Annotated in this window: 11 protein-coding genes; all 11 read right to left on the bottom strand. The window is 71.3% G+C overall.

Translation table 11 applies throughout. The features are described from left to right. Positions 1-234 precede the first annotated feature (234 nt). The 11 genes from manA to AB0J06_RS16505 all read right to left on the bottom strand — a co-directional run bounded on the left by manA (position 235) and on the right by AB0J06_RS16505 (position 12,660). Positions 235-1,410 carry a mannose-6-phosphate isomerase, class I gene (gene manA, locus AB0J06_RS16455; RefSeq protein ID WP_357429205.1) on the bottom strand — a complete coding sequence of 392 codons (1,176 nt, stop codon included), beginning with the start codon at positions 1,408-1,410 and terminating at the stop codon, positions 235-237. 2 nt (positions 1,411-1,412) lie between these two features. Beyond that, positions 1,413-2,453: a cation diffusion facilitator family transporter gene (locus tag AB0J06_RS16460; protein ID WP_357429207.1), complete on the bottom strand. Its 1,041-nt coding sequence runs from the start codon at positions 2,451-2,453 to the stop codon at positions 1,413-1,415. Then, complete coding sequence (locus AB0J06_RS16465; RefSeq protein WP_357429209.1) at positions 2,450-3,652, bottom strand: SIS domain-containing protein; 1,203 nt, start codon at positions 3,650-3,652, stop codon at positions 2,450-2,452. Before AB0J06_RS16465 ends, AB0J06_RS16460 begins: the two co-directional genes overlap by 4 nt. Then, positions 3,652-3,879, bottom strand: coding sequence for a Trm112 family protein (locus tag AB0J06_RS16470; protein ID WP_357429211.1), 228 nt, complete (start codon positions 3,877-3,879; stop codon positions 3,652-3,654). Before AB0J06_RS16470 ends, AB0J06_RS16465 begins: the two co-directional genes overlap by 1 nt. 70 nt (positions 3,880-3,949) lie before the next feature. Further along, entirely contained in the window at positions 3,950-5,332 is a 1,383-nt protein-coding gene (locus tag AB0J06_RS16475) for a phosphomannomutase/phosphoglucomutase (RefSeq protein ID WP_357429213.1), read from the bottom strand. A 75-nt stretch (positions 5,333-5,407) separates the two neighbouring features. Beyond that, positions 5,408-6,370, bottom strand: a complete 963-nt coding sequence (locus AB0J06_RS16480; RefSeq protein ID WP_357429215.1) for a hypothetical protein — start codon at positions 6,368-6,370, stop codon at positions 5,408-5,410. 119 nt (positions 6,371-6,489) lie between these two features. Then, the gene (locus AB0J06_RS16485) at positions 6,490-7,161 is read right to left on the bottom strand and encodes an endonuclease V (protein ID WP_357429217.1); all 672 of its coding nucleotides are present in this window, start codon (positions 7,159-7,161) and stop codon (positions 6,490-6,492) included. A gap of 87 nt (positions 7,162-7,248) precedes the next feature. Beyond that, positions 7,249-7,608 (bottom strand): hypothetical protein, encoded by a 360-nt coding sequence (locus AB0J06_RS16490; protein WP_357429219.1) that lies wholly within the window; start codon positions 7,606-7,608, stop codon positions 7,249-7,251. Beyond that, on the bottom strand, positions 7,601-11,860 hold the full coding sequence (locus AB0J06_RS16495) for a toxin glutamine deamidase domain-containing protein (RefSeq protein ID WP_357429221.1): 4,260 nt from the start codon (positions 11,858-11,860) through the stop codon (positions 7,601-7,603). The genes AB0J06_RS16490 and AB0J06_RS16495 overlap by 8 nt, the downstream gene beginning before the upstream one ends. Positions 11,861-11,915: 55 nt before the next feature. Beyond that, complete coding sequence (locus tag AB0J06_RS16500; RefSeq protein ID WP_357429223.1) at positions 11,916-12,242, bottom strand: hypothetical protein; 327 nt, start codon at positions 12,240-12,242, stop codon at positions 11,916-11,918. Then, positions 12,235-12,660, bottom strand: coding sequence for a YbaB/EbfC family nucleoid-associated protein (locus tag AB0J06_RS16505; RefSeq protein WP_357429225.1), 426 nt, complete (start codon positions 12,658-12,660; stop codon positions 12,235-12,237). Before AB0J06_RS16505 ends, AB0J06_RS16500 begins: the two co-directional genes overlap by 8 nt. Between the last annotated feature and the right edge of the window lie 145 nt (positions 12,661-12,805).

A 12,805-nucleotide genomic window follows, 5' to 3' on the forward strand; every position in this document is an offset into this window, starting at 1 on the left:
GACGACGCGGCGACCGCGGAATAGCGCACGGGGCGGCAGGTGGCGAGCGCTTCCGCTCAACCCCCGACCGCCCCGCGCATCCCCCCGGTTTGGATCTCCCGCGCGTCCGTCACGATCGTCATCGTGATAACGCTGCGCGCCAAAAGAATCACACTGCGCAATGGCAATGTCAAGTGTTTCCAGAAATTTCCGAAATGGGTGTCCAGACCAGCGTGAAATCCCCGAGATCGGGCGTCAGCGGAGACCGACGGACGCGACGTACGCCTCCCCGTCGCCCGAGATCGTCAACGGCGTCTCCGACGGAACCCCCACCGCGGCGCACCCCGCGGGGATCGTCACGGCACGCGTGCCGTCGTCCACCGAAATGGCGCCGCTCAGGCAGAACACCAACCGCGGACCGGCCACCGACAACCGCACCCGCGGCACCGCGGCGTCCAGTCGCAGCTGGTGCAGCGCGAAGTCCTCGACGGGCACCGGCCAGGTCCGCACCCCCGGCGACACCTGCACCGACCGGACCACCGGGTCGGGCATCACCTCGAAGCGGAGCACCCGCAGCAGCTCGGGCACATCCACGCGCTTCGGAGTGAGACCACCACGCAGCACGTTGTCGCTGGCCGCCATGATCTCCACGCCGGCTCCGTGCACGTAGGCGTGCAGGTTGCCCGCGGGCATCCAGATCGCCTCGCCGGGGTTCAGGACCACGTGGTTGAGCAGCAACGCCACCAGCACGCCGGAATCGCCCGGATACTCCTTGGCCAACCGGCGGGCGAGCGTCGCCTGGGTGGCGAACCGGGCGGGCGGCTCGGCCGCCACGACGGCGGCGACCAGAGCGGCCCGATCCTCCGCCGGGGAGGTCAACAGCGCGTGCACCGCGGTGCGCAGCCCCGCCACACCCGTACGCAGAACCGCGATGACCGGATCGAGCGCGGGAACCCCGAACGCCTCGAAGGCGGCGGCGGAGAGCCGCGGATCCTGGAAGCCGCAGAGCGCCTCGAAGGGCGTCACCGCGACCAGCAACTCCGGCTTGTGGTGCGGATCCGCGTAGTTGCGCTGCCCGTCCCCACCGCCCGCCGTCTCGACGGCGTACCCCTGACGTGCCTGCTCGGCGTCGGGATGCGCCTGCAAGGACAGCGGCGTCTGCGCCGCCAGAACCTTCAACAGGTAGGGCAGTCGCGGTCCGAACCGGGCCACCACGTCCGCACCGAGCCACTCCCGCGGCGCCGCGTCGATCAACTCCGCCAGGCTCACCGGGTCACCGTCGCGCTGCACCATGGAGGACGACCCGGGGTGGGCGCCCATCCACAGCTCGGCCTCCGGGCCGTCGCTCGGCACCGGGCGCCCCTGCAACTGCGCGATGACGGACCGCGAACCCCAGGCATAGGTGCGGATCGGGCAGGTCAACAGCTCCACGGTCAGCCCACGTGCGGGGCGGTGCCGCCCTGGGCCGGGCCGGCACCGTTGGCCGATGCCTCCGCCCCGGTCAGATCCCCGGCGCCGGTCGCCCGGACACCGGTGGCGTCGGCCTCGCCCGCGGCGCGCCGCGCACTGTAGATGTCCGGCTCCAGGTAGATCACCCGCGCGATCGGCACCGCCTGACGGATCCGCACCTCGGTCTCGTTGATGTTGCGGGCGATGTCCTCGCCGGTGTCGGAGCGCCGCACGGCGATCTTCGCCGCCACCAGCAACTCCTCGGGACCGAGGTGCAGGGTCCGCATGTGGATGATCCGCTCGACCTCCGGCCCGTCCGTGATCGCCTTCTCGATCGCCCGTACGTGCTCGGGAGTCCCGGCCTCGCCGAGCAGCAGGCTCTTGGTCTCGACGGCCAGGATGATCGCGATGACCACCAGCAGAACGCCGATGCACGCCGTGCCGGCCGCGTCCCACTTGCCGTTACCGGTGATCAGCGTCAGGCTGACGCCGAACAGGGCGAGCACCAGACCGACCAGCGCGCCCAGGTCCTCGAGCAGCACCACGGGGAGCTCGGGGGCCTTGGCGCGGCGGACGAAGTTCTTCCACGACGTGTTGCCACGGATGCGGTTGGACTCCACGATCGCGGTCCGGAACGAGTAGCTCTCCATCGCGATCGCGATGACCAGCACGACCACCGGCACCCACTGGTACTCGGTGATCCCGCCCCCTTCGTGCCACTTGTGGTACGCCTCGTAGAGCGCGAAGAGGCCACCGACGCTGAACAGCACGATGGAGACGATGAACGCGTAGATGTAACGCTCACGGCCGTACCCGAAGGGGTGTTGCGGAGTGGCCTGACGCTGCGCCCGGCGGCCGCCGAGCAGCAGCAGCGCCTGGTTGCCCGAGTCGGCCACCGAGTGGATCGACTCGGCGAGCATCGACGAGGATCCGGTCAACGCCCAGGCGATGAACTTGGTGACGGCGATGCCCAGATTGGCCATCAGCGCGGCGACGATCGCCTTGGTTCCCCCACCTGCGCTCACTGGTTCGACAACTCCTTCATTTCGGTGACGGCCGGCACTGCCATCGGGTCAAGTCCGTGGGCCAGGGCAAGGTAGATCGAGGCGAAGTCGGGTATGGCGATGAGCGAGGCGAGCCGCTCCAGGGTGGAGCCGCCCTCGGCGGTGACCACGTCGCAGCGCACCCCACGCCGCTCGGCGAGGGTCTGCAACGCGTCGGCTCGCCGCTCCTCGACCGCGAGCGGCTCGTCGGTGTCGTCGTCGGCGTTGAGGCCGCCGTCGCGCAGCAGCACGACCCGCAGCCGCGTGGCGTCCACCTCGTCCTCCGGGTCGGCGAAGATGTCCCGCGACGACTCGACCAGGCCGCCGAAGACGCCGTCCAGCAGGCCCACCCGCCCACGGCCGGCCTCACCGAGCGCGCCGGCGACCACCGGGTAGCGCGCGTTGGCCGACAGGGTGTCGCCGAAACGGCGCGCCGCGACCGTGGCCACCGGCGACGACCCCCAGACGATCGGCACCGAGCCGGCCAGCCCCAGCGCAAGCGACTTGGCCGGGTTGACGAAGGACTCGGCCGTCGGGCGGCAGCGGTCGGCGTCCGCGTCCAGCCGCGCCGCGGTTTCCGCGAGGTCCGCCTCATTGACCTTGACCAACCCGAGGCTCCGGGCGGCGAGCAGCACCGGCACCGTCAGGCCCCAGAGGCTCGCCCGGGCCGGCGCACGACGGGGCACCGGGATGAACGGCGCCCGGGCTCCCTCCGCGACGGACTGCAACTGCGAGTCCGGAGCGCCGATCGCGACCAGGCGCGCGCCGCGCCGCGCCGCCGCCTCGGCCGCGCCGAGCGCCTCCGGGCTACGGCCCGAGGCGCTGACCGCGATCACCACGTCGGCCGCGCCGACCCAGCCCGGCACGCCCGCGCTACGGTGCGCGATGACCGGTACGGGGCAGCGCGGACCGGCGACCGTCGCGAGTACGTCGCCCGTGCGTCCCGCCGTGCCGATGCCGGCGATCACCACCGCGCGCGGACGCCCCTCGTCGGCGAGGACCGAAAGGTTGGCCTCGGCGGCCAACGCCGCCGACTCGCGGACCTGAGCGCCGGCCGAAGCGGTGAACCGCAGCATGCCGCCGGGATCGTTCTCGTACAACGCCTCCGCGTCGTCCAGCAACGCCTCATCGGGGGTGCGTCGGCCACGCACCCCCGCTGTGCCATCGACGGGCGTTCCCATCACTCGCTCTCCCGCACGGCCGCGCCGCCCGCCCCGTCGGGACCGGTCGGACCGCCCGGCCCGCCCCGCGCCTCGTCGAGAAGGAGGACCGGGATGTCATCGCGGACCTCGAAGATCCGGCCACACTCCGTGCAGGTCAGCGTCTGCCCGGCGGCGTCGTAGTCCAGGGGGGCGTGATGCGTGTCGGGACACGCGAGGATCTCGAGCAACTGCGGGTCCAGGGCCACGGTGCGGCTCCTTCCACGGTCGTGCGGGCGGGGGCGGGGCGGGTCGGCGGCGGCCACCCGGCAGGAGATCTTAGCTGCGGACCAGGGCGAGCACCTCGTCACGCAGCGCGATCATGCGTTCCTCGGTCGGCGCCTCGACGTTCAGTCGCAGCAGCGGCTCGGTGTTGGAGGCACGCAGGTTGACCCATGCGCCGTCATCGAATCGTACGGTCAGACCGTCCAACTCGTCCGTGTCGGCATTCACGTACGCCTGTTTCACCTCGACCAACTTCGCCGTCTGGTCATCGACCGTCGAGTTGATCTCACCGGAGGAGACGTAACGCTCGAACTCGTGCGCGAGCTGCGACAGCGGACGGCTCTGCTCCCCCAGCGCCGCCAACACGTGCATCGCGGCAAGCATGCCGGTGTCGGCGAACCAGAAGTCACGGAAGTAGTAGTGCGCGGAGTGCTCGCCGCCGAAGACGGCGTTGGTACGCGCCATCTCGCCCTTGATGAACGAGTGCCCGACCCGGCTGCGCACCGGCTCTCCACCGTTCTCACGGACGATCTCCGGCACGGCGCTCGACGTGATCAGGTTGTGGATGATGGTCGCGCCCGGGTACTTCGCGAGCTCCCGGGCCGCGACCAGCGCGGTGACGGCGGACGGCGAGACCGGCTCCCCGCGCTCGTCGATCACGAAACAGCGGTCGGCGTCGCCGTCGAACGCCAGGCCGAGGTCCGCCCCCTGCTCGCGGACCGCGTTCTGCAGATCCACCACGTTGGCCGGGTTGAGCGGGTTGGCCTCGTGGTTCGGGAACGAGCCGTCCAGCTCGAAGTACATCGGGATGATCTCCAGCGGCAACGGCGGCAGGACCGCGTCACCGAGCACCGCCGGAACCGTGTAGCCGCCCATGCCGTTGCCGGCGTCGACGACCACCTTCAGCGGTCGGATGTCGGACAGATCCACCAGCGTGCGCAGGTGGGCCGCGTAGTCGGCGAGCAGATCGCGCCGCTCGATCGGCTTCTCGGCGCGCTCCTTCTCCGCCTCACCCGAGTCGAGCAGTTCCTGCGCGTAGTCGCGGATCTGCGTCAGACCCGTGTCCTGCCCGACCGGAGCGGCCCCGGCCCGGCACATCTTGATGCCGTTGTACTCCGCCGGGTTGTGGCTCGCCGTGAACATCGCACCGGGCAGGTCCAGCGCGCCGGCCGCGTAGTAGAGCATGTCGGTCGACGCGAGCCCGGCGTGCAGGACGGTCGCACCGGACGCCGTGGCGCCCTCGGCGAACGCCTGCGCGAGCCCCGGCGACGACTCGCGCATGTCGTGCGCGACCACGATCCGGTCGGCCTTGTCGCCGTACTCCTTCAACGTCCGGACGAACGCCGCACCAAGGGCGCGCGCCACCGTCTCGTTCAGCTGGTCCGGGACGGTGCCGCGGACGTCGTACGCCTTGACGATCCGGGACAGGTCAGACAATGTCTCGCTCCTCAACCGTTCGCTAGCCAACGGCCTGAGCGTATCGGAGCCGGCGCGGTGCGCCCCGGCGACCGCTCAGTCGGGCAGCTTCGGCAGGATCATCGTCTGCGCCTGGTCGTACGGCGGCACCGGCGGCGGCCCGGGCGCAACAGGCCGTGACCCGGCGACGGACCCCGGCAGGATCAGCGTCGGGCTCTCGCCACCCCCACCGAACGGCGACGGCGGCGGTGTCACGACGTACGGATAGCCGCCGGAGCCGGGGTCATCGCGGTCGCCGCGTCCACGTCGCAGGAGCAGCACGAGCAGGCCGATCCCGATGCCGACCATGGCGACGCCGACGAGCATCACGGCCGTACCCAGCCCGAAGCCGCCGTCGTTCCGCTGCGCGGCGACGGGCACCGAAGCCTGCGTCGGGGTCTGCTGCGGCGCAGCGGCCGCCTCGGTCGGCTCGGCCGTCGCTGTCGCCGACGGCGTGGGGGTGGGCGACGGCGACGCGCTCGGCGACGGCGACGGCCCCCGCACGCGGCGGTTGTCGCCGACCTGACCGATCAACGCGCCGCTGGCCGCGTACGCCGCTGCCCCCATGGACGCGGTCCCGCCCGGCGCGCCATCGAGAAACGCGATCCGATACCGCATCGCGATGCTCTTGCGCTCGCAGAGCCGGTCCTTCTCGGGCGCGGTGCGCCCGGTCACCACCAGGCCGTCGCCACGGCCGGTCAGCGCCACCTGTTGCCAGTCGCCGTCCTGCGCGACCTCCACCCTCAGCCGATCCGCGGTCAGCCCGGGCAGGCGGACCAAGAGCCCGGTGCGAACGTCCACGCAGCCGTCCGAACGCCGGGTCACCACCACGGTCACCGAGCCGGCGGCTCCCCCGGCGGTGAAGCTGCTCGGCAGCCGGAGCTGCACGCGGTCGTCGGCCGCCCGGGCCGGCGCCGCGCCGAGCGCCAGGAAGGCAACCAGCACGGTGAACACCGCCGCGAGGCGGGCAGCCCCACGCCGCACCGACACCTGCACCTGGCCTCCCGTCCCATCACGCACGGCGGACAGGCTACCCCCCGCCGATGCGCACCCCGCCCAGGTGCGGCGCCGGTCACGCCGTCGATGATCGCGGAGAGTTCTGGTGGCCATGGCGACCGGAACTCTCCGCGATCATGACGTCAGGAGCCCGCCAGCGCCGCCCGACACAACTGATCGGCCTGCCGCGTGCTCTCCGGCAGCCGGTAACGCGGAGACAACGCCAGCACCCGCGCACACGCGTTATCCAGGTCCATCCGATGCCCCACCGACACGAAGACCGGCTTCACCCCGTCCCGCGTACGCAGCACCCGGCCGATCGTCTCCGTCCCGTCGCGCAGCGGCGACCACCCCCCACGATGCTCGGCGGGCGGTTCCCAGGTGCCGACCAACGGCGTCTTTCCCACCCCCATCGACGGCAGCCCGGTCAGCACGCCCAGGTGGCAGGCGAGCCCGAAGCGGCGCGGATGGGCGCGCCCATGGCCGTCGCAGACCAGCAGATCCGGGGCGACAGTGAGCTTGTCGAGCGCGGCAAGCAGGGCCGGCAGCTCACGGAACGCGAAAAGGCCGGGCACGTAGTCGAAAGCGGGCCGGCCCGTCGCGACGGCCGAATCGACAACCGCGAGCGTCCGGGCGTCCAACACCACCACGGCCGCCGCGAGACGGTTGTCGTCTTCGGCGTACGCCACGTCGAGGCCGGCGACCGTGTCCGGCGCGGTGGGGCCCGGCCCGGTCAGGTCGACCAGCGGCCGGAGCCGATCCTGTACGGCCAACGCCGCCTCGACCGTGCTCGGCCAGTCCCGATCGGTGTTCACGCCGCTATCGTGGCGGGTCGCCGCACGGATGCGCGGCCGGGTCCCCCCTGCTTGCTGCATCCTATGTGCGTGTTCGGATCGCTACCGTCACAGGTTGTCGGCCAAGTGCCGGATCAGAGTGCCGTCCTCAGACCATTTCAGCACCTCTACCGGCCAGCCTTCGTCAGAATAGTGGTGCTCCTCCGCCATCTGGCCCGACAAGTACCACGCGTGGTGCACCCCAACAGCGCGCCCATTCGCCCACTCCCCCCGGTACTGCAATTTCCCGCCCGGGAAGTAGTGCAACTCCGACCCATGCTTCAGCCCGTCACGGTAGCCAATTACCGCGATGAGCTCGCCGTTGGCATCGTATTCGGCAACCTCGCCCGTGACCAGCCTCTCGTCCACGATGGCGCGTTGCGAATCGTCCCAGTCGAGATCGTCAATGTTGATACGTGTTTCACTCATTCAGGAACTGACCTTCGTCGGGCGGGTGATCAAGAAACTTCCCAGCATTGCACGGAACGTCACGGATGATGCCCGTACAGTTCGCACAGCAGGGCGCCGGCTTACCAGTCCCGCGGTTGAACCACGGAAAATAATTGTCGATGCGCAATTCGCTCAAGACGGACGGGTCGATCGGCAACCCCGCCGCCTGCCGCTCCCAGAGTAACTCATTCACCGCATAGATTTCAGAATGCCGACCCGGATCACTTGGATGGAGACCCTTGCCCTCATTGTGCTCCGCACACCACGCCAGGTAAGCATCAATTCGTTCCCGCACGACCGGGTGCAACTGTCCTTTCATGACCACAAGGTTGTTATGCCCCTCGGAAACGATCCCGGTACGGCGGTCGACGGCAACCGACACGCAGGGCTGGATTTTTCCCTTCGAAATGTCCGACACCGCTGGATCCGCCGCCAGTTCACGCCACAGGGTCACCCGCTGGCCCAGCAGTGCGGCAACGAAATCAGGTACGTCAACCCACTTGCCCGCGACCTGGACCGTCTCGATCAGACCATCTTCTCCGCGCTGCACCGGCAGGTCGGCACCGCCGAGCGTCGGCAGCGGCCGATACGAGGCAAGCTGCGATCGCGGCAGGTCAACAAGGACCCGCCGCGCTGCTTCAGCCTGACCAGCCTCGTCCTGCGGGGTGTGGGGTGGCGGGCCGGACGGCTGCGGCTGAGTCGGCGGAGCGCCGGGAGACGACGACATCCCGGCGAGCGATGGGCCGGACGACCGGCCACCACCCGTCAGCCCGGATTCTGACTCTGCGCGCGGTGAGTTCTCCGGCACCGAACCAGCAGGAGCTGTGGTTGCCCCAGCGACGCTGGGCCCGTCGAGCAGGTGCAGCCGGTTGATGTAGGTCGCGTTGTTGGCCAGCGTCGGCGCGGGCGCCGGGGTGGCCGCGCTCACCGGCACCGACGGCGTCGTGGTCGGCGGCGCGTCCGCGGCGACGGGGCCTGGCGGCATCGGAGCCGGGGTCGGTGTGGGTGGCGGGATCGGCGGGCGGGCGCTGTACATGCCCTGCGGCCGTCCATCGAGCGGCATCGGATCGCCGTTGCCGTCGAGGACGAGCGCGTCGATGGACACGATGTTCTGCTTGTTGGGCGCTCCCCAGTGGGCGTAGAACGGATTGTTCTCGGAGATGCGGCCCTGCTGCGGGTCGACGTAGAGGATGGTGCCGTTCTGGTTGATCGCGACCCAGGCGTGCGACCCTCCGCCTTCCCAGTTGTTCACGATGAACGCGTACGAGCCGTGCCCGCCCGCGAGCAACTGGTTGTGCAGAGCGGTATACCCCTGGTAGACCGCCTGTTGCGCCGTCGCCGGGTCGAGATGCCGCACGTCGGGCGAGAACTGCTGGAACCGTCCTCCGGTGAGGTCCTCGACGCGCCCCGGGCCGTCGTGTTCGCCGTCGAGCGGTCGACTGACGTCGCCCACCTCGTAGCCGTCGAAGGTGCGCGGCGCCGAGACGCGGGGTCGGCCATGGAGCCAGGTCTCGTAGAACGACAGCGAGCAGTCCAGGCAGTTGATGCCCCGCGTCGGGTCCATGGTCGGGCCGCCGTCGTTCGCCAGCCCGAACCACTGCCCCTGGCGCGGATCCGCCGTGCGTACGACGTTGCCGTCGGCGTCGCGCGGCATCGCCCGTTCGAGATCGGCCTGGTGCAGCGCCAGCGGCGGACGCAGCCCACCGCGTTGCCCGTACGGTCGGGTGGCGTCCACGGACGGCGGGTGGTCCGTGCCGGTCAGCGCGGAGACGTTGCCGGTCTCGACGCCGCCCTCGGCGAGGGTTCCGACGTCATCGTTGATGCGCTGGAAGTCGGCATCGCTGTCGATGAGGATCCGCTCCGGGACCTTGGTCCCCGCGAGGACCGCCTCGGCCTCGTCGGCCCGCGCATTCGCGAACTTCTCCCAGGCAACCGCGGCGTCGTGGTACTGCTGGGCCCTCGCCCGGTCACCCGCGCGGGTCAGCTCGATCCCGGTGGCCGCGTAGTCGCTCGCCTGCCGGCGAGCGTCGTCGGCCTCCGTGCGCAGGCGCCCCGCTTCTTTGTCGCGTCGGTTCTGTTCGTGCGTGACGCGTGCGTGTTGCGCGTAGCCGCGGTAGCCGCGTCGTTCGGGCCCCTCGTCGCGCACGTCCTGTCGGTGCGCGGGGCCGTTGGTCGGGGGCATCACGATGGGCACCGGGCCGCTGGTGTTGTTGGCGGACGGCGTGTTGCCGGAGGTGTCCACCGGGTGGCGCGGAGGGCTCTGGCCGCTGCGGGGGGATGGTGCGGTGCCGCCGGTGGATGGCTGGGTGTCGACGGCCGGCGCTCGGCCGTTCGTGGTCGGCGATGTGGCCGTCGTGGCCGAGGTCGACGCCGATGTGGAGGTCGACGGGGACCCGGCGTGCGTGGGTGACGTCGACGGGGCCGAGTTGGTCGAGGGCGACGCGATCGAGGGCGGGGATGCGGTCGACGGGGCGCCGGCCGTGGACGGTGACGTCGAGGTGGTGGGTGAGCCGGTCGACGGCGACGGTGCGGCGCCGGTCGACGGCGAGGGTGCGGCGCCGGTCGACGGCGAGGGTGCCGTGGACGGCGGGACGCCCGTTGACGAAACGCCGGTTGACGCGGAGACGGAGGTCATCGGCGAGACGGACGGCGCGGCGGTCGAGGACGCGAGCGACGTGCCGACGGAGCCCGTTGTCGGCGGCGGAGCCACGGTCACCGGTGGAGCGCTGGCCGATACCGGAGCCGCGCTGACGGGGGCCGTCACGGGCGCGGGAGAACTCACGGCGACAGCCGGGCCGCTGCCCGAGCTCACCCCGGCCTGGACCGTGCCGCCGCCGCTCTGCGCCGTGACGGAGGCGCCACCGCCCGCCGCGCCCGCCGTGACGGACGTGGACGCGGACACCGGATCCGCGGTCACCGTGCCGGCGAGGCTGACGTCCGAGCCGCCGGAGTGGGTCGGCCCGGCGTACGTGGAGGTGCTCGGCGCGCCGCTCGACACCGGGTCGGGACCGTACGACGGGCTCGACGAGCCCGAATAGGACGACCCGGAGTGCGCTGGCCCGGCCGAGGAGGACGAGGAGGACGACGCCGAGACCGGCGGGCCCGAGGAGACCGATGGCCCGGACGAGACCGGCGTGGAGTCGATGCTCGGTGGCGGGCCGGACAGATCCACCGGGCCGGACAGGTTCGTCGGCAGGGACGGGGTGTCGGCCAGACCGGACAGCTGCCCCTGGAGTCGGGCGTTGAGCGCGTCCGTCGACTGGCTCACTCCCGAACTGCTCGCGCCGGACGTGGCCGCGCGCCCGAGCTCCTCGAGGCCGGGCAGGCGACCTCCGGTGGCGAGGCTGGCCGCGGACTCGCCGAGCACCTCGCCGCCCATCTCCCGGGCGAAGTTCTCGCCGATGCGACCGGCCCGGCTGGTGGCGTGCCCGCCGAGTCCGGCGAGGGAGGCCCCGGCACCGCCGGCGAATCCCCCGGCGGCGGACATGCCCACCGACGCGAGGTCGATGCCGTCGCGGCGGCCGGTCGTGTTCTGGTAGATCTGGGTGCCGAGGTCGGTGCCGACCTCCTCGCCGGCTTCCTTGAGCCCTTCGAGGCCGGCCTTCTTCGCGAAGGACTTCAGGCCCCGCTCGGTGACCTCCTTCGCCGCCTTCTCCGTCGCTTCCTTGATGCCCTTGCGCAGCGTCTTCTTCGCGAGTTGGCCGATCAGCCGTCGGAAGATCTGCTGGACGATGGTGCGGGTGGCGGTCATCGCCGCGGCGGCGGCGGGGGACGCCGCGCCCGCGGTGAGGACCACCGCGACGGCCAGGGCGAGCAGCTCGACGACGAGGATCCCGATCTGGATCCACACCTCGATTTTGGCACCCTCGATGTCGCAGCCGCATTCCTGAACGAGCTGGCCGAGGTCGTGGCTGACGGTCAGCAGCAGGATCAGCGCCGCCTCGTCCCCGTCGGCGACCTTCCGCCACGCCGCGTCGAACGCGTGGCCGACCGCGCCGGTGTTGCCGTACCCGCTGAGCACCTCGCCCGCGGCGGTGAAGGCGTCATCGCGCGGACCGGCCAGTGCGGACGCCACGGAGAACCACTGGTCCGCGAGGTCCCAGACCTCTTTCTCGTTGCCCTCTGGCCACTCGACCCCGATGACCCATTCGAGGCCCTCGTAGACCCAGCCCGGCAGTTCCCACGGGGAATAGTCGAGCGGGTGCGGGATCGGACTCGGCAGGATCGTCACGCGGTAACGCCTCCCCCTCGGTGGCGACGGGTCCGGAAAGGACTGGACAGCGGAGTCAGACCGCGGTCTTTCCGACCCGGGTGGCCGCGGCCGCGTCCGTCTCCACACTGGCGTTGACCGACTGCACCACGTTGGCGCCGAGCCCTTCGACGTAGCCGCCGACGCTCCGCCACGACTTCAGGATCATCGTTTCGAACTCGCGGTAGGTCTTCTCGAAGGCGGCGCCGATGTCGTCCTTGCCCCAGGGGCGGTCGGCGCTCGCGGCCGCGATCTGGGCGCCGAGTCCGTCCCGCTGGTTGGTGATGGCCCTGCCGGCGTGGGCCAGGTCGGCGCCGCCCCGGTGCGCGCGGGCCGGATCGAGCCAGAGCAGGTCGTCAGTCATCGCGTTCCGCCTCCTCGCGCATGGCCGCGTCGGTGCGCCGCAGCAGCGAACCGAAGTTGCCGTCCTTCAGGTAGTCGGCGGCGCCCGAGCCGGCCGGCAGATAACCACCGACCAACTCCTGCACCGCCGCCGTGGCCCGGTCCGTCGCCTGCTGGATGGTCGATGTGATCTTGGCGGCGAGTGCGTCCACGTTGTGGTCACGATAGATCCGCGGGTCCAGCTCCAACGCGACCAGTTGGCCGCGGGGTCCGACGGTCGCCGTCACGTGGCCGTCCTCGGACCTGGCGCTCACCCGCAGCTTCGCCAACCGCTGCTGCAGATCATCCAGTCCGGAGCGGAGCCGCTCGTACTGCCCATAGACCTCGTCGAAGCGCGCGCGCAGAGCGCGGTTGGCATCGCGGTCAGCGGCCTGCGCCACCGGCGTCTCCCCCGTCTTGTGCGGCCAGCGCCTTGCGGCGGCCGGCAACCATTGACCCGTCGGTACGGCCAGACGATACCGGCCGACGCACCACACGGCCGTCCGGTAGTTTCGGGACCGCGTCCGGGCCAGCACCGGCGGCAGG

The sequence above is a fragment of the Micromonospora sp. NPDC049679 genome, assembly GCF_040659735.1.
Classification (GTDB): domain Bacteria; phylum Actinomycetota; class Actinomycetes; order Mycobacteriales; family Micromonosporaceae; genus Micromonospora_I.